The 16,365-nt window shown below is 69.8% G+C and carries 14 protein-coding genes; 6 read left to right on the top strand and 8 right to left on the bottom strand.

Annotated features, from left to right (window positions below; translation table 11 throughout):
- Positions 1–16 precede the first annotated feature (16 nt).
- Together HNR67_RS36090 and kstR are read right to left on the bottom strand one after the other, a co-directional pair.
- Entirely contained in the window at positions 17–1,666 is a 1,650-nt protein-coding gene (locus HNR67_RS36090) for a discoidin domain-containing protein (RefSeq protein ID WP_185007337.1), read from the bottom strand.
- 243 nt (positions 1,667–1,909) lie between these two features.
- Positions 1,910–2,536: a cholesterol catabolism transcriptional regulator KstR gene (gene kstR, locus HNR67_RS36085; protein WP_185007335.1), complete on the bottom strand. Its 627-nt coding sequence runs from the start codon at positions 2,534–2,536 to the stop codon at positions 1,910–1,912.
- 200 nt (positions 2,537–2,736) lie between these two features.
- Between kstR and HNR67_RS36080 the strand changes: the two genes are divergently transcribed.
- Genes HNR67_RS36080 through HNR67_RS36055 form a run of 6 tightly spaced genes read left to right on the top strand, consistent with a single transcriptional unit; the run spans position 2,737 to position 10,427 of the window.
- The gene (locus HNR67_RS36080) at positions 2,737–5,343 is read left to right on the top strand and encodes an acyl-CoA dehydrogenase (RefSeq protein WP_185007333.1); all 2,607 of its coding nucleotides are present in this window, start codon (positions 2,737–2,739) and stop codon (positions 5,341–5,343) included.
- A complete protein-coding gene (locus HNR67_RS46805) occupies positions 5,235–6,824 on the top strand; it encodes an acyl-CoA dehydrogenase family protein (RefSeq protein WP_407645159.1) in 1,590 nt (529 codons plus the stop codon). Before HNR67_RS36080 ends, HNR67_RS46805 begins: the two co-directional genes overlap by 109 nt.
- Positions 6,814–7,962: an acyl-CoA dehydrogenase family protein gene (locus tag HNR67_RS36070; protein ID WP_185007329.1), complete on the top strand. Its 1,149-nt coding sequence runs from the start codon at positions 6,814–6,816 to the stop codon at positions 7,960–7,962. Before HNR67_RS46805 ends, HNR67_RS36070 begins: the two co-directional genes overlap by 11 nt.
- A 10-nt stretch (positions 7,963–7,972) precedes the next feature.
- Positions 7,973–8,866 carry a bifunctional MaoC family dehydratase N-terminal/OB-fold nucleic acid binding domain-containing protein gene (locus HNR67_RS36065; protein WP_246492669.1) on the top strand — a complete coding sequence of 298 codons (894 nt, stop codon included), beginning with the start codon at positions 7,973–7,975 and terminating at the stop codon, positions 8,864–8,866.
- A complete protein-coding gene (locus HNR67_RS36060) occupies positions 8,863–9,261 on the top strand; it encodes a MaoC family dehydratase (protein WP_185007327.1) in 399 nt (132 codons plus the stop codon). The genes HNR67_RS36065 and HNR67_RS36060 overlap by 4 nt, the downstream gene beginning before the upstream one ends.
- Positions 9,258–10,427: a lipid-transfer protein gene (locus HNR67_RS36055; RefSeq protein WP_185007326.1), complete on the top strand. Its 1,170-nt coding sequence runs from the start codon at positions 9,258–9,260 to the stop codon at positions 10,425–10,427. The genes HNR67_RS36060 and HNR67_RS36055 overlap by 4 nt, the downstream gene beginning before the upstream one ends.
- Here HNR67_RS36055 and HNR67_RS36050 read toward each other — a convergent pair.
- From HNR67_RS36050 to kstD, 6 genes are all read right to left on the bottom strand, one after another.
- Positions 10,417–11,217: a Rossmann-fold NAD(P)-binding domain-containing protein gene (locus HNR67_RS36050; RefSeq protein WP_185007324.1), complete on the bottom strand. Its 801-nt coding sequence runs from the start codon at positions 11,215–11,217 to the stop codon at positions 10,417–10,419. The genes HNR67_RS36055 and HNR67_RS36050 overlap by 11 nt on opposite strands.
- A gap of 142 nt (positions 11,218–11,359) precedes the next feature.
- Positions 11,360–12,193, bottom strand: a complete 834-nt coding sequence (locus HNR67_RS36045; protein ID WP_185007322.1) for a MaoC/PaaZ C-terminal domain-containing protein — start codon at positions 12,191–12,193, stop codon at positions 11,360–11,362.
- 10 nt (positions 12,194–12,203) lie between these two features.
- Complete coding sequence (locus tag HNR67_RS36040) at positions 12,204–13,214, bottom strand: ferredoxin--NADP reductase (RefSeq protein ID WP_185007320.1); 1,011 nt, start codon at positions 13,212–13,214, stop codon at positions 12,204–12,206.
- Complete coding sequence (locus HNR67_RS36035; protein ID WP_185007318.1) at positions 13,207–13,458, bottom strand: hypothetical protein; 252 nt, start codon at positions 13,456–13,458, stop codon at positions 13,207–13,209. The genes HNR67_RS36040 and HNR67_RS36035 overlap by 8 nt, the downstream gene beginning before the upstream one ends.
- On the bottom strand, positions 13,448–14,584 hold the full coding sequence (locus HNR67_RS36030; protein WP_185007316.1) for a Rieske 2Fe-2S domain-containing protein: 1,137 nt from the start codon (positions 14,582–14,584) through the stop codon (positions 13,448–13,450). Before HNR67_RS36030 ends, HNR67_RS36035 begins: the two co-directional genes overlap by 11 nt.
- Positions 14,584–16,245: a 3-oxosteroid 1-dehydrogenase gene (gene kstD, locus HNR67_RS36025; RefSeq protein WP_185007314.1), complete on the bottom strand. Its 1,662-nt coding sequence runs from the start codon at positions 16,243–16,245 to the stop codon at positions 14,584–14,586. The genes HNR67_RS36030 and kstD overlap by 1 nt, the downstream gene beginning before the upstream one ends.
- Positions 16,246–16,365 lie beyond the last annotated feature (120 nt).

The raw sequence follows: 16,365 nt of genomic DNA, 5'->3' as shown, positions 1-16,365 counted from the left end.
CACCCCCGGTTCCCGGTCACCCAACCGGTTCCCACAGGGAGGCCGCGTTCGGCGGCTCCCAGCTCACGATCGAGGTGTGTGCCTGGCGGCACCGGTACCGCCGGCCGCCGTAGGTCACCTCCTGGCCGACCGCGTAGGCCATGTTCGGCGCCCATGTTCCGCCGGGTGGGGGGTCGGTGGTGGTCGTGGTCGAACCGGTGGTGGTGCTGGTGGGGCGGCTTGTCGGGGTGGTGGTGCCGGGGCAGGCGCCGAAGGCCTCCAGTTCCCACAGGGAGAAGCCGTATGGCGTTGCGCGGCGAATACCCTGCATCCTGATATATCTCGCGTTGCCGGATATGGGGATGTCCTCTATACCTCCGGCGCCGGAGTATGTCTCGAACGCGGTGGTCCAGGTGGAACCGTTGCCGGACAACTGGATCTGGTACTCCGTGGCGTAGGCGGCCTCCCAGTTCAGGCGCACCCTGGTGATCGGCTGCGTCGAGCCCAGGTCGACCTGTAGCCAGTTCGGCTCGTGGTGACCGCTGGACCAGCGGGTGCCGGGGTTGCCGTCCACCGCGAAGGCCGCGGCCTGGTTCGGGCTCTCCACCGACGACGCCGACACCGGACGTCCTTGTGACACAAGCCTTCCGCAGGTCGGCGGCGGGGTGGTGCCGGTAGTGGTCGTGGTGCTGGTCGGGTCGCTGCCGCCGGTGGTGCGCGTCCACACCGCGACGTAGTCCACCAGCATCGGCCTGCCCGGCACAGTGGAGCCGACCGGCGTGGTGATGCCCGAGACGTTGTTCGGGAACTCGCCGCCGATGGCGACGTTCAGGATGATGAAGTAGCCGGCGTGGTTGGTCATGTTCGCCCACGTGCCGGCGTCCACCCGGTCCTGCCGCACGCTGTGGAACTGCTGGCCGTCGACGTACCAGCGCAGCTGGTTCGGCGTGACCGAGCGGTCCCACTCGAAGCGGTAGGTGTGGAAACCCGCCTGGCAGCTCGCCCCGGGGCAGGCCCGGTTCGCGGCGATACCGTTCTTCTCGTTGCAGGGCCCGCCGGGACTCGTGCCGCAGTGCAGCACGCCCCAGACCGAGTTGATCCCGTTGACGTTCTCCATGATGTCGAACTCGCCGATACCCGGCCAGTTCCAGTAGTTCCCGCGATAGGGCGAGCCGAGGGCCCAGAACGCGGGCCAGTAGCCGAGCGCGGCGGCGCCGGTGACGTTGGGCATCTGAATGCGGCCCTCGATGCGCAGCATGCCGCCCGCCGGGGCCTTGAAGTCGCCGCGCCGGGTCTCGATCCGGGCCGAGGTCCAGTTGCCGCCGCCGTCGCGCAGCGGGGTGATGCGCAGGTTGCCGCCACCGTCGACGCTGACGTTGGCCGGGTTGCTGGTGTGCGCGGCGATCTCGCCGGTGCCCCAGTTCGCGGGACCGCCGGGATAGCTGTGGCCGATGTCGAAGATCCAGTTGTTGCCTGAGGGCAGCGATCCGGCTGGACCGGTGAAGTCATCCGCCCAGACCTGGGTCCAGCCGGGTGGCGGCGGTGGGACGACCGCGTCGGCCCGGTCGGTGAAGACGATCAGATAGGCGCAGAACAGGGACACCGCGGCCGCCAGCGCCGCGGCGATCCGGGTGCGCGCGGGGCGGGAGAGCGTTCGGTGACGGGGAATGAGGTCAGGTGTCGTCATGGCTGCCTTCCAGGGAAGAGGACGACAGAAGTCAGCAGGGTTCCGACTGCTACATGAGAGCGCTCTCATTACCAGGCTGGACCTGAATGTAACCGTTGTCAATGCGCTGTTCGCCCGAGTTTGACCGGGGCTGGGGAGAGGATGGGCGGGCTCTGGGGTCGCGATTGGCGCGCCGGAACCCCGCCCGCAACGGCTGCCGCCGGTGGCGCATCGGCGAGTGTCCCCGGTGCGCCACCGCGCGGGTCAGTCCTTGAGCAGCAGGCGAACCGTGAGTTCCAGGCGGGTGGCCACGTCGGTGGCTGATGCTCGGCGGGTCACCCAGGCCACCAGGTTGGACAGCCAGACATCGCCGATGACGCGGGCGATCGCCTTGCGTTCGGTGTCCGGCTCGCCGCCCATGGCGGTGACGAACATGCGCTCCATCAACAGGCCCACCGAGTCGACCTCGGCGGCGGCGCTGGCGTCGGCGAACATGAACGCGCGGGTCATCGCCTCGGTGAACAGCGGGTCCCGTTGCAGGCTGCGGGTGGTGCGGCGCAACACGAACAGCACCCGGTCGTAGGCGGTGTCGCCGGGGATGGCCGCGCGCTCGATCTTCTGGTTGGCCCGTTCCAGTTCCCTGGCCAGCGCGGTGACCAGCAGGTGCACCTTGGACGGGAAGTATCGGTACAGGGTGCCCAGCGCGACCTCGGCGCGGTCGGCCACCGCCCGCATCTGCACCGCGTCGTAGCCGCCTTTGGAGGCCAGCGCGATGGTCGCGTCGATGATCCGCCTGCGCCGGTCGCGCTGGGCCGCTGAGCCCAGCTCCTCCTCGGCGAGACCGGTCAGCGCCTCGGCCCCGCCCGCGCGCGCCTTGGGCGTAGTCGTCATGAGGTTAGGCTAACACCACGACAAAGGCGAAACTTGTTCCAGTTCTGCCTGTCGAACCTACCCGCTATCTCGGTGAGATCCCGCCCTGCGCTGGCCCGTTCGGGTCTGGTTGTTGGTGCGTCCGAGTGGAGGGTGGCATCCTGCTCCTCGGTCCGGCAAAGTGAAACACGTTCTACATCTTCGGTTCGCCTGGAGGTGTTGTGCCGATCGCGGTCACCGCGGAGCAGCAGGCGTTGCACGAGTCCGTGCTCGCCTATGGACAGGGCGCGGGCGCCATCGCCGCGGTGCGTGCGCAGGAACGGGGCGACCCGGCTTGGCGACGCCTGTGGCCGGGGCTGGTCGACCTGGGCGTCACCGGCATCGCCGTACCCGAGGAACTGGGCGGGGCCGGCGGCACCGTGGTGGACCTGGCCGTGGCGCTGGAGGCCGCCGCCGAGGCCCTGATCCCCGGGCCGATCCTGCCGACCGCGCTGGCCGGACTCGTGCTCGCCGATCAGCCAGGCGTTCGTGATCTGCTGCCCGCCGTGGTCGGCGGGTTGCCAGCCGCGGTCGCGCTGTCGCCGGGAACCCTGACCGCGCAACGGGATTCCGCCGGCCGGCTGCTGGTCACCGGGGTGACCGGGCCGGTGCTGGGGGCGAGTGCGGACGCCGTGCTGCTGGTGCCGGTCGGTGGGGAGACCGGGTGGATCCTGCTGACGCCGGGCGAGGCCGGGGTGCGGCCGTTGCCCGCCACGGACTTCTCCCGGGACCTGGCCGAGGTCGAGGTGGTGGCGGTGATCCCGACCGACCGGGTACTGCCGGACCTGACCATGGCGGCGGTGCTGGACCGGGCGGTGGTGCTGGCCGCGGCGGAGGCGGTCGGTATATCTCGTCGATGCGTATATATCGCGAGCCGATATGCCAGGGAACGCGAGCAGTTCGGGCGGCCGATCGGGTCGTTTCAGGCGGTCAAGCACCTGTGCGCGGAGATGTTGTGCCGGGCTGAGCGGGCGGCCGCGGTGGCGTGGGACGCGGCCAGGGCGGTGGAGGAGGACTCGCCCGCGGTGTCGCTGTCGGCGGCGGCCGCGGGGGCGGTCGCGCTGGACGCGGCGGTGGCCAACGCGAAGGACTGCGTGCAGGTGCTGGGCGGGATCGGGTTCAGCTGGGAGCACGACGCGCATTTGTATCTGCGGCGGGCGTTTGTGTTGCGGCAGTGGGTGAGTGGGGTGCGGTGGCGGGGGCGGGCCGCGGAGCTGGCGGGGCGGGGGGTTCGGCGGCGGTTGCGGGTTGAGGTGGGGGATGGCGGGGAGCAGGGGGAGACCGATGGCGGGGGCGGGGGGCTGCTGGGCGGGGTGGGCCGTGTGCAGGGGACGGGTGGGAGTGCGGGCCACGGCGGTTCGGGCTGGGGTGGTGACGGCGGTGCGGACCTTGCTGGCGGGGGGAGGGGGGATCGGGGGAACCGGGGTGAGGCGAGCACGGATGGGGCTGGGCTTGGGGTGGTTGATGGCGGTGCTGCTAGGGCGACCGTGGATGGACCCTGGCCTGAGGTGGTTGGCGGCGGGGCGACCAGGGGCAGTGCGGATGGGGCCGGGCCTGGGGTGGTTGATCGTGATGTGGCCAAAGCCAGCGAGGGTGGGGCAGTTGGCGGTGGGGTGGCTGGTTCCGGCTCGGATGGGGTTGGGGTTGGTGGCGGTGGGGTGGGACTTGGGGTTGGCGGGGATGAAGGTGTGCTGGGGATTGGGGGGCTTCGGGGGAAGGTGCGGGTCGCGGCGGAGCGGATTGCCGCGCTGGCCGAGGGGGAGCGGCGGGGGGCGTTGGTGGCGGCTGGGTTGTTCGCGCCGCAGTGGCCTCGGCCGTATGGGCTGGGGTTGGGGGCTTTGGGGCAGTTGGTGGTGGAGGAGGAATTGGCTCGGGTGGGGGTTGGCCGGGCTGATCTGGTGATCGGGGGGTGGGCGGCGCCGACGTTGTTGCGGCACGGCACTGAGGAGCAGCGGCGGCGGTTTGTCACAGCGACGTTGCTTGGCGAGGTGCGGTGGTGCCAGTTGTTCAGCGAGCCGGGGGCTGGGTCGGATCTCGCCTCGTTGCGGACCCGGGCGGTGCGGACCGACGGGGGATGGCTGCTCAGTGGGCAGAAGGTGTGGACCTCGTTGGCGGATCGGGCGGATCGGGGGATCTGCCTGGCACGGACGGATTCCGAGGTGCCGCGGCATCGGGGGTTGACGTACTTCCTGGTGGATATGCAGTCGGACGGTATATCCGTGCGGCCGTTACGTGAGATCACCGGGGATACCCGGTTTGCCGAGGTGTTCCTCGACGAGGTGTTCGTCGCGGATGCGGATGTGGTGGGGCAGCCGGGGGATGGATGGCGGCTGGCACGGGGGACGTTGGCCGATGAGCGGGTGGCGATGAGCCGGGGGTCTGCGTTGGGGGAGCCGGTGGAGGAGGTGCTGGCGTTCGCGGCGCGGGCGGGATTGCTGGCGGATCCGGTGGTGGCGGAGCGGGTTGGCGGGTTGGTGGTGGACGGGTTGGCGTTGTCACTGCTGGATCTTCGGGCTACTCAGCGGGCGGTGGCCGGCGGCGAGGCTGGGGCGGAGTCCGGGGTGCGGAAGTTGGTGGGGGTGCGGCATCGGCAGGACGTGGCGGAGGTGGCGGCGGAGTTGTTGGGGGAAGGGGCTGCGGTGGGGGATTCGGCTGAGGTGCACCGGTTTCTGTTGAGCCGGTGTTTGAGCATTGCCGGGGGGACTACGCAGGTGTTGTTGACGATGGTGGGGGAGCGGGTTCTCGGGTTGCCTCGGGATGGGGTTGCGGGAGAGGGGAAGGGGCGGTGAATTTTGAGCTTGATGAGACTCAGGTCGCGGTTCGGGAGTTGACGAGAAGTCTGGTGCGGCAAGGGGATTGGGGGGAAGGGGAGCAGGTCGTGCCGGGGGTGGGCTTGGCCGCGGTGGGGCAAGGGGTGGAGGGCGCGCGGGGTGTTGGGCTGGCTGCGCGTGGGTGGGTGGCGGTTGGCTCGGAGTTGGGGAGGAGGGAACGGGAGTCGGTTGGCTCGGCGTTGGCTGGGGCGGAGCAGGGGTCGGCGGGCTCGGCGTTGGAAGGGGGAGAGCGGGGCTTGGCGGGCTCGGCATTGATTGGGGCAGAACAGGGATTAGCGGGGTCGGCGTTGGCTGGAGTGGGGCAGCTGGATGCGGGATCGGCCTCTGCTGGGGCGGAAAAGTCGGAGGCGGGATCGGCCCTGGCTGGGGTTGGTCAGTTGACTGCGGCTGCCGCGGTGGCTGGGGCGGGGCAGGCGGGAGGGGGTGCGGGGTCGGCGGGCGTTGGTGGGCTGGGGGCGACAGCGACAGCGACAGCGACTTCGGCGGTCGAGCGGTTGGGTGGGGCGGGTGTTGGTGGGGCTGGGGCGTCGTGGGATGGGTTGTGGGGGCGATTGGGGGCGGCGGATCTGTTGTCGCTGGCTGTTCCTGAGCGGTTGGGTGGGTCTGGGCTTGGGGTGGTTGAGGTTGCGGTTCTGTTGACGGAGCTGGGGCGGGGTGGGGTGGTTTCGCCGGGAGTGGCGCATCTGGCGTTGGGGGTGTTGCCGGTGGCGCGGTTGGGGACAGCGGCGCAGCAGGAGATGTTGTTGGGGGGTGAGGGAATTACCGGGGCTGTGGGGCGTGGGGAGGTGGTATGGGGGGACGAGGGGTTGGTGGGGAAGAAGGTGGGGGTTTTGTTTGGGGGGTGGGCTCGGTGGGGGCTTGTTGGGGTGGGGCTTGGGGATGGGGGGCGGGGGGTGGCTTTGGTTGATCTTCGGGGAGCGGGGGTTGAGGTGGTGGGGACGCCTACTTCCGCTGGGGGGTTGGAGTGCACGCTGCGGTTTTCCGGGGCTGTGCCGGTGGGGTTGCTTGGGGAGGATCGGAGTGGGCGGGTTCTGCAAGAGGTGCGGTGGTTTGGGGTGGTGGGGGGTTGTGTTTTTGGGGAGGGGTTGCTGGGTGGGGCGTTGGAACTGACTGTGGGGCATGTGGGGTCTCGGCGGCAGTTTGGGCGGGTATTGGCTGAGTTCCAGGCGGTGGCTATGCAGGTTGCGGATGTTCGGGTGGTGGCTCGGACGGTTGAGGTGGTCAATCGGGCAGCTTGCTGGGGAGTGGGGGCTGGGGTCGGGGATCGGGGGGATGTGGATGTCGCGGGGTACTGGATGGGGGAGAAGTTGTTGGGGGCGTTGGAGGTTTGTCATCACCTGCACGGGGGGTTGGGGCTGGATGTGGGGTATCCGTTGCATCGGTACTCGGCGTTGGGGCGGGACCTGACCCGGTTCTTGGGGGGCTTGCGTGCTTATTGAGTTGAGTGCGGGGCAGGTGGCGTTGCGGGAGGAGTTGCGGGGGTACTTCTCGGGGTTGGTTTCTGTTGCTGAGCGGGAGGTTTTGCGGACTGAGCGGCATGGGCCTACCTATCGGGCGATTGTGCGGCGGTTGGGGCGGGATGGGTGGTTGGGGGTGGGGTGGCCGGTCGAGTTCGGAGGGCGGGGGTTTGGGGAGGTTGAGCAACAGATCTTTGTGAATGAGGCCGCTCGGGCGGATGTGCCGTTGCCGGGGGTGACGTTGCAGACGGTGGGGCCCACGTTGCAGGCGTTGGGGACTGACGAGCAGAAGGCGTTCTTCCTGCCGCGGATCCTGGCTGGGGAGCTGCATTTCGCCATTGGCTACACCGAGGCGGAGGCGGGGACTGATCTGGCCGCGTTGCGGACCAGTGCGGTGCGGGTGGGGGATGAGTATGTGGTCAATGGGCAGAAGGTGTTCACGACCGGGGCCCATGACGCGGACTACATCTGGCTGGCCTGTCGGACCGACGCGGGAGCGGCTCGGCATCGGGGGATCTCGATTTTGATTGTGGACACCCGGGATCCGGGGTTCGGGTGGACGCCGATCATCACCTGCGATGGGGCACATCATGTGAACGCCACCTACTACAGCGACGTGCGGGTGCCGGTGAATCGGTTGGTGGGGGCGGAGAACGCGGGGTGGCGGCTGATCACCATGCAGCTCAACCATGAGCGGGTGATGTTGGGGCCTGCGGGGCGGGTGGCCGCGTTGCTGGATCGGTTCGACTCCTGGGCCGCGGGGCATGGGTTGGCTGGGGATGTGGACATTGAGCGGGAGTTGGTTTTCGCTCGGGTGGGTTTGCGGGTCAATGAGTTGTTGAACTGGCAGGTGGCCGCGGCTTCGGGGGCGGTGGATGTCGCGGATGCCTCTATTACCAAGGTGTTCTCGTCTGAACTGGTGTTGCGGGTTGGGCGGGTGGTGCTGGATCTGGTGGGGCGGTATGGGGATCCGGCTGACGGCGACACGGCTGAGTTGATGCGGTGGTTGGACCTGCAGGCCAAGCGGAATCTGGTGCTGACCTTTGGTGGTGGGGTCAATGAGATTCAGCGCGAGCTGATCGTGACCGCTGGGCTCGGGCTGCCAAGGCCGCCTCGGTGAAGGGAGTGGGATGACGTCCACTGTGGACAGTGATGAGCTGGTGCGGGCGGCCGCCGCGCGGATCATGGACACCGGGGTCGGTGGGGTGCGGTCCGGGCGGGATCCGGTCAACGAGCCGATGATCCGGAGCTGGGTCGAGGCGATCGGGGACACTGATCCGCGGTACCCGGAGGTGGCGCCGCCGGCGATGGTCCAGGTGTGGACCATGATGGGACTGCGTGGGGAACGGGATCCGGATGATCCGTTCGGGCGGATCCTGGAAGTCCTGGACGAGGCGGGTTATCCGTCCATTGTGGCCACCAACTGTGAGCAGACCTATCACCGTTACCTGCGGCCGGGGGAGAACCTGACCGTCAGCACCCGGCTGGACCAGGTCACCGGGCCCAAGCGGACCGCGCTGGGCGAAGGCTGGTTCGTGACTGTGCACAACGTCTGGTACTCCGGCGCCGAGGCGGTGGCGGAGATGTCGTTCCGGGTGTTCAAGTACCGGCCGAAACCGCCACCGCCGCCGGCCGGGATTCCGCCGTTGGTGAGCCGGGACACCGAGTTCTTCTGGGCCGGCACCGCTGTTGGTGAACTGCGGGTGCAGAAGTGTGGGGCGTGTGGGGAGTTGCGGCATCCGCCGGGGCCGATGTGCCCTCGGTGCCACGAGTTGCGGCCGGAGTTCGTGGTGGTGAGTGGGCGGGGCACGGTGTACAGCTTCGTGGTGCACCACCACCCTGCGGTGCCTGGGCACTCGGGGCCGTTCGTGATCGGGCTGGTGGAACTGGCGGAGGGGCCGCGGATGGTGGGTGAACTGGTGGGCATCGAGCCGGGTTCGGTACACATTGGACAGTCGGTGGTGGTGGAGTTCCAGCGGCAGGGGGAGTTCTCGATTCCGGTGTGGCGGGTGGTGTCGTCGTGATCGCGACCGGGGTTGAGTTACCGCCGCTGGCCATCGAGATCACGCCGACGTTCGTCATCAGCACCGCCATCGCCACCCGGGACTACCAGGACGTGCACCACGACCGGGACGCGGCGATCCGGCGGGGGTCGCCGGACATCTTCCTCAACATCCTGACCACGACCGGGCTGGTGCAGCGGTTCGTCACCGACTGGGGTGGGCCCCGGGTGCTGGTGCGGGGGGTCGCGATCCGGCTCGGGGTGCCGTGCTACGCCTATGACACCTTGACCTTCCGGGGTCGGGTCGGGGAGGAGACCTTCGGGGACAACGGGTTCGTGGTGTCAGTGGTGGGGAGTTGCCGGCTTGGCGACCATGTGACCGGGACGGTTCGGTTCGAGCTGGGAGGCAGCGCATGAGCCCGTTGTCGGGGGCGGCGGCCATCGCCGGGATCGGGGCCACCGAGTTCTCCAAGGACTCCGGCCGCAGCGAGTTGCGCCTGGCCGTGGAGGCGATCCGGGCCGCGCTGGGAGACGCCGGACTTGATGTGTCCGATGTGGACGGTCTGGTGACCTTCACCATGGACGGGAACGCGGAGATCGCGGTGGCCAGGGAACTGGGGCTGCCGGAGCTGAAGTTCTTCAGCCGGATCAACTACGGCGGCGGCGCGGCCTGCGCCACCGTGCAGCAGGCGGCGATGGCGGTGGCCACCGGGGTCGCCGAGGTCGTGGTGGTGTACAGGGCTTTCAACGAACGCTCCGGCACCCGGTTCGGACTCGCGCACGCCGCGGCCGCACAGCAACCCAACACCAACGGCGTGGACAACAGCTGGCACTACCCGATGGGACTGGCCACCCCGGCCGCCATGGTGGCCATGTTCGCCCGGCGGTACCTGCACGACTACGGCGCGAGCACCGAGGACTTCGGGCGGGTCGCGGTCGCCATGCGCAGGCATGCCGCGACCAATCCGAACGCCTGGTTCCACCACCGGCCGATCAGCCTGGCCGACCACCAGGCCTCGCGGTGGATCGCGGAACCGTTGCGGCTGCTGGACTGCTGCCAGGAAAGCGACGGCGGGGTGGCGCTGGTGGTGGTGAGCGCGGAACGGGCCCGCGATCTGCGGCAGCCACCGGCGGTGATCAGCGCGGCGGCACAGGGCAGTGGACCGGACCAGTTCGTGATGACCAGCTACTACCGGGCCGGACTGGCCGGGCTGCCGGAGATGCGGGTGGTCGGCGAACAGCTGTGGCGGCAGGCCGGGATCGGGCCCTCGGACATCCAGGTCGCCGTGCTCTACGACCACTTCACGCCGTTCGTGCTGGTGCAGCTGGAAGAACTGGGGTTCTGCGGACCCGGTGAGGCCCGGCACTTCCTGGCCGACGGCGGCATCGAGATCGACGGCAGGCTGCCGGTCAACCCGCACGGCGGCCAGCTGGGCGAGGCCTACCTGCACGGCATGAACGGGATCACCGAAGGCGTGCGCCAACTGCGTGGCACCGCGGCCAATCAGGTGTCCACAGTGGACAACGTACTGGTCACCGCGGGAACGGGGGTGCCGACCAGCGCGCTGGTGCTCACCGGGTGAACGCGGCGGCGTGCGCGCGGGCCCACTCGGCCAGCGAGCGCGCCGGGTGACCGGTGATCCGCTCGACCACGTCGGTCGGACGTTCCGGGTTGTCCACCTGCTCGGCCATGTGGTCCAGGATGCCGTCGGCGTGCTCGGCCGACCAGGTGGACAGCAGCTGCTCGCGGAACTCCGCGCGTGGAACCTCCTGGTACCGCCAGGATTCGCCGAAGGTCTCGCCGAGGATGCGGGCCCGGTCGGCGTGGGTCAGCGCGGCCGGTCCGGTGACGTAGTAGGCCCGGCCCTCGTGCCCGCCGTCGAGCAGGACCCTGGCCGCCACCTCGGCCACATCGCGCTCGTCGACCAGGGTGCGCGCGGCCTGGGCGTAGGGGCCGCGCACCACGCCGGTGGCACGCAGCTGCTCGATCCAGCTCAGCGTGATCGAGGCGGGCATGCTGATCCGCAACGCGGTCCAGTCCGCGGTGGCGGCCCGCACCAGCAACTCCAGGGTGCCGTGGAAGGAAGCAGGCGGCTCGTGGTCGCGGACGGCGTGCGTGGACAGCAGCACGAACCGCCGGCCCTCCCCGGCCAGCGCGCCCACCACGTCCACCGCGGAGTCAGCGGCCGCGTACTCCGCGCTCGCCCGGTCGTAGGGCCAGTCCAGGAACACCGCGAAACAGCCGATCGCGGCCGCCCGCAGTTCCTCGGCCGAGCCCAGGCCGCGGCGCTTGACCGGAACACCAGCTTCGGTCAGTAATCGTTCGACCTCATCACTGATCGGACCGGGCTCGCCCACCACCAGAAAGCTCATGCCGTTGACGCTAGAAGCTACAGCGCGGTGGAGGTCAAGTGAAATTTTGCGCACTTGCCCGAGCGGGCGGGGTAGCCTGCCCGCTCTTGCCTGGATGGCGGCCTCGCAACAAGAACGTGACCTTGAGCTGGACCGGGGGCGGCTAGAGTGCCGTCAACGACCCGGTCAGCACCGGTGCATCCGCCCGTTCCGGCGCGGTGGTGACGAAGGTCCAGGACTCCGGTGACCGCCAGACCCGGGTCCGCACCGGCTCGCCGGGGTAGAGCACACCGGTGAACCTCGCGCCGAAACCGGCCAGCCGATCTGTCCGACCGGACAACATGGAGTCCACAATGGACTTGGCCACCATGCCGTAGACGCACAGCCCGTGCAGGATCGGCTGCGGGAAACCGGCCCTGGCGGCGAAGGCCGGGTCGATGTGCAGCGGGTTCCGGTCGCCGCAGAGCCGGTACAGCATGGCCTGCTGCGGCAGGGTCGGGGTGTCCAGGACCGCGTCCGGTTCGCGTTCCGGCGCGGCGAAGCGGACCGACGGGCCGCGGTCGCCGCCGAACCCGCCGGCGCCGCGGGCGAAGATGCTGGAGCGGGTGCTGAACAGCGGGTCGTCGTCGATGTCCACTGTGGACTCCTGCACGATCACCGCGGACTCGCCCTTGTCGTAGACCGCGACGATCCTGGTCACCAGCCGCGCGGTGCCGGCCACCGGGATGGGGCGGCGCAGACTGATCGACTGCTCACCGTGCAGCACCTTGGTCAGGTCCAGTTCGACCCCCGGGTAGGACACCGTGGGCGGGGCGGTGACGTGCAGGGTCGGTGCGACCACGCCGAAGGTGGGTAACACCTGCAGGCCGGGTTCGTAGGTGTAGGGGAGTTCGCTGGCGCCCAGGGCCAGGTGGTACAGCAGCACGTCAGTGGGCGACCAGGAGAACTCCACCGGCGGCAGCTCGGCGCCGATCGCGCGGTCGGGGTCGATGGGCATGGCGCTCCCGTCACTCGTAGCTGATCCGGACCGAATCGGCGGCGGGCAGGGCCTGGCAGGCCAGGATGATCCCCTCGGCGAGGTCCTCCTCGTCCAGGACCTCGTTGTTGGCCAGGGTGACCTTGCCGTCGAGCAGGCGGCAGGCGCACGCGCTGCACGCGCCCGCGCGGCAGGAGTAGGGGGCGGCCAGGCCGTGGTCGAGCAGCACGTCCAGGAGTTTGCGTTCCCGCGGCCAGGGCAGGGTGTGTCGCGCGCCGTCCAGGTCGACCTCGACCACGGCGGCCTCCGCGTCCGCCTCGGGTGCGGCGGCGAAGGGGTTGTCGGACAGGGACAGGAAGACCTCACGGTGGATCCGGTCCTCAGGAATATCCACTGTGGACAGCGCGGCGAGCACCGCGGTCATGAACGGGCCCGGTCCGCACAGGAACACCCGGTGACCGGTCAGGGCCGCGGCGAAGGCGCGGAGCGCGGGGACGGTGGGCAGGCCCTGCACGGACTCCAGCCAGTGGATCACCCGCAGCCGGTCAGGGTGGGCCGTGCACAGCGCCCGCAGCTGCGCCGCGAATATCACCGAGTGCTCGTCCCGGTTGGCGTAGAACAAGGTCAGGCGGCCGGAGCCGTTGGCCAGCGCGGCCTTGATGATCGAGATGACCGGGGTGATGCCGCTGCCGCCCGCGAACAGCAGCAGGTCCTCCTCGAGTGAGGGTGGGGTGAACACCCCGGCCGGGGGCAGCACGTCCAGTTCGGCGCCCGCGGTGATCCGGTCGCACAGCCAGTTCGAGCCGTAGCCCTCGGCCACCCGCTTCACCGTGACCGCGGGCGGTTCGCCGGGGCCGTTGCACAGCGAGTAGGAGCGGGCGATCTCCCCTCGCTCACCGGGGACGCGCAGGGTCAGGAACTGGCCGGGCCGGTGCCGGAACACCTCGGCCAGCTCCGGTGGCACCTCGAACACCAGGGTGCGGGCGTCCGCGGTCTCACTGACCACAGTGGACACCCGGAGCCGGTGACCCCGGTCAGCCATCGGACACCGCCAGCCTGCCCTGGACCACCGCCGCCTCGATCCCGGCCCGCAGCCGGGGACACCCGGCCACCTGCGCGCTCGGCCGGTCCGCGCCGCTGAGCACCGGACAGGCCGTGGTGCCGGTGGTCCACTGCACGCTGGTGTGCTCGGGACTGTTCTTCTTCACCAGCACCTCGGTGGCACAGCCCGGACAGGTCAGCGGGCGCAGGCCACCGGTGAGGTAGTCCGCGCGGTCACCGCCCATCGCCGTCCCGCCGGGCCAGGTTCTCGGCCACCTCGCGCTCCCAGGCGGCCACCGCACGCGAAGTGTCCACTTCGAACTCGAAGCGCCGCACCATGTCCTCGGTGACCTCCTCGGTGTCCACATAGAACTGGTCGTACCAGCGGCGCAACTGGTAGACCGGCCCGTCCTCCTCGCACAGCAGCGGGTTGTCGATGCGTGCCTTGTTCTTCCAGATCTCCACGTCCTGCAGGAAACCCACGCCGATGCCGCGGGCGAACTTGCCGGCGATCTTGTCCGCGTGCTCGTCGGTCAGCCCCGGCAGCTTCTTCACGATCGCGCCCCACTGCAGCACGAAGGAGTTGGCGCTGACCGGGTAGTGGCAGTTGATCAGCACCGTCTCGATCACGGTGCCCTTGTAGTCGTTGGCCAGGTGGTTGATCATGTACGACGGTCCGTAGTAGGAGGCCTCGGACCGCACCTGCACATCGCCGGTGTAGTTGGAGGCCACCGCCACGTCCGGGCGGCCGCGGGTGGTCAGGTACTGGCTGGCGATGTGGCCCTCGAAGACGTTCTTGAAGTAGGTGGGGAAGGCGAAGTGCACGTAGAAGAAGTGCGCCATGTCCACCACGTTGTCCATGATCTCCCGGCAGTTCGAGCCGTCGATGCGCACCGAGTCCCAGGTCCAGTTGCTCCACTCGGAGCTGAAGGCACCCTCGATCCGCGGGATCACCACGTGCTCCGGCGGCGGTTTGCCCTGCGGGTCGTGGTAGACGAAGAGCTGCTTGTTCTGCTCCATGGTCAGCCAGGACCGGGTGCGCGCCCGCAGCGGAACCCTTTTGGCGTACGGGATTTCCACGCAGCGGCCGGCGCCGGACCAGCGCCAGTCGTGGAACGGGCAGGCGATGTTCGCGCCCTTCACCGTGCCCTGACTGAGATCCCCGCCCATGTGCCTGCAGTACGCGTCGAGCACGTGCAGCCGGTCGTCCTCGCCGCGGAAGACCACCAGCTTGGTGCCGAATGCCTCCACCGGATGCGGTTTGCCGTCGCGGAAGGTCGCGGCCAGGCCGAGACAGTGCCAGCCGCGGGCGAACCTGGCCGGCGGCGCACCGGACTCGATCAACCGCACCTCGTCGGCTGTTGCGGTCATCAGCTTCCTCCTGCCTTGGTCCGTGCCGCGTCCAGCGCGGCCAGGTAGCCGAAGGTCATCGCCGGGCCGATGGTCGCGCCGGCCCCGGCGTAGGTGCGGCCCATCACCGCGGCACTGGTGTTCCCGGCCGCGTACAGCCCGGGGATCACCGAGTCGTCGGCGCGCCGCACCCTGGCGTGCTCGTCGGTGCGCAACCCGCCCTTGGTGCCCAGATCCCCTGGCACCAGGCGGATCGCGTAGAACGGTCCCTTCGCCACCGCGCCAAGGCACGGGTTCGGGCGTTGCCGCGGATCGCCGTAGTAGCGGTCGTAGGCGGACTCGCCGCGGTGGAAGTCCTCGTCCCGGCCGGTGTGGGCGAACCCGTTGAATCTGTCCACAGTGGACTTCAACGCGTCGGCGGGCACCTCGATCTGACCGGCGAGGGCCTCGATACTGTCGGCCTTGCGCACCACGCCGAGTTTGAGCCAGCGTTCCGGGAACGGTTGGCGTGGCGGCAGTCCGGCGAACAGGTAGCGGTTGCGGTAGCGCTGGTCGCAGATCAGCCAGGTGGGCAGGTTCGCCGCGGCCTCGCCGGGTGGGCCATACATGGCGTGCACCGCGTCCACGTACGGCGCGGCCTCGTTGACGAACCGTTGCCCGGCCCCGTTCACCAGCAGGCAGCCGGGCAGGGTGCGTTCGGCCAGGCAGAAGTACGGGCCGCCGCCGAGCGGGATGGACGGCCCCCACCACGCCTCGTCCATCAGCTCCACCGCCGCGCCGAGCCGTCGCGCCGCCTCGATCCCGTCGCCGGTGTTGCCCGCCGCGCCCACGGTCCACTCGGCACTGCTCGGCGCCCGGTGGTGCAGTCCGCGCAGCTCCTCGTCGCGCTCGAAACCACCGCAGGCCAGCAGCACCCCGTGCCGTGCGGTGATGATCCGCTCGCCTTCCTCGCCACCGACCTGGATCCCGGTGACCCGGTCGTCCTCGACCACCAGGGACAGCAGCGGGGTGTTCAGCCACACCGGCACCCCGGCCTGGACCAGCCCCGACCGCAGGCAGGCGGCCAGGGCCTGCCCCATGGCCAGCACGGGTTCCCGGCGCAGCAGCACATCGCGCAGTTTGCGCGCGCCCACCCGCGCGGCCCGCCAGAGCCCGCGCGGATGTCGCAGCACCAGGTTGAGCCAGCGGTAGTCCGCCGCGGTCACGGTCAGCCCGTACTGCGCGCTCAGGTACGGCGGTTCGAGGTCCTCGACCTCGCCGCCCAGGGAGTTCGCGCTGACCGGCCGTGGTTCCACCGTTCGGCCGCCGGGGGATCCGCCGGGCGCCTCGGGGTAGTAGTCGGCATAGCCGGGCACCCAGGCCAGGCGCAGCGGGGTGTGCGCGAGGACCAGGTCCAGCATGTCTGGGCCGTGGGTGAGCAGTGCGCGCCAGCGGGCTTCGGGCACCGAATCGCCGAGCAGGTGCGCCAGGTAGGTCGCGGCCTGTTCCGGTGCTTCGGTCACCCCGGCCGCGCGCAGCACCGAGTTGCCCGGCAGCCAGATCGCGCCACCGGAGCGGGCGGTGGATCCGCCGTAGCGCGCGGACTTCTCCACCACCAGCGCGGTCAGCCCGTGCTGGGCGGCGGTCAGTGCGGCGGTGAGCCCGGCGGCCCCGCTGCCGACCACCACGAGGTCGACCTCCATGCCACCTCCCTCGAACATCAGACTGGAACAGGTTATAGTTTTTTCGACGCAAGACGCTATGGTTGGCTTAGATTGCTGCGATCGAGCGAAGAGAACGTGTTGCATGCACGCTTCGGGAGG

The organism is Crossiella cryophila (assembly GCF_014204915.1).
In the GTDB taxonomy this organism is placed as follows: domain Bacteria; phylum Actinomycetota; class Actinomycetes; order Mycobacteriales; family Pseudonocardiaceae; genus Crossiella; species Crossiella cryophila.
Note: the sequence above shows the minus strand (reverse complement) of the source record. Positions and strands in the feature narration are given on the sequence as shown.

Excerpts from the sequence above, each read along its gene's own strand:
- HNR67_RS36090 (WP_185007337.1), bottom strand. The coding sequence starts at position 1,666 with ATGACGACACCTGACCTCATTCCCCGTCACCGAACGCTCTCCCGCCCC.
- kstR (WP_185007335.1), bottom strand. The coding sequence starts at position 2,536 with ATGACGACTACGCCCAAGGCGCGCGCGGGCGGGGCCGAGGCGCTGACC.
- HNR67_RS36065 (WP_246492669.1), top strand. The coding sequence starts at position 7,973 with ATGACGTCCACTGTGGACAGTGATGAGCTGGTGCGGGCGGCCGCCGCG.
- HNR67_RS36055 (WP_185007326.1), top strand. The coding sequence starts at position 9,258 with ATGAGCCCGTTGTCGGGGGCGGCGGCCATCGCCGGGATCGGGGCCACC.
- HNR67_RS36050 (WP_185007324.1), bottom strand. The coding sequence starts at position 11,217 with ATGAGCTTTCTGGTGGTGGGCGAGCCCGGTCCGATCAGTGATGAGGTC.
- HNR67_RS36045 (WP_185007322.1), bottom strand. The coding sequence starts at position 12,193 with ATGCCCATCGACCCCGACCGCGCGATCGGCGCCGAGCTGCCGCCGGTG.
- HNR67_RS36040 (WP_185007320.1), bottom strand. The coding sequence starts at position 13,214 with ATGGCTGACCGGGGTCACCGGCTCCGGGTGTCCACTGTGGTCAGTGAG.
- HNR67_RS36035 (WP_185007318.1), bottom strand. The coding sequence starts at position 13,458 with ATGGGCGGTGACCGCGCGGACTACCTCACCGGTGGCCTGCGCCCGCTG.
- HNR67_RS36030 (WP_185007316.1), bottom strand. The coding sequence starts at position 14,584 with ATGACCGCAACAGCCGACGAGGTGCGGTTGATCGAGTCCGGTGCGCCG.
- kstD (WP_185007314.1), bottom strand. The coding sequence starts at position 16,245 with ATGGAGGTCGACCTCGTGGTGGTCGGCAGCGGGGCCGCCGGGCTCACC.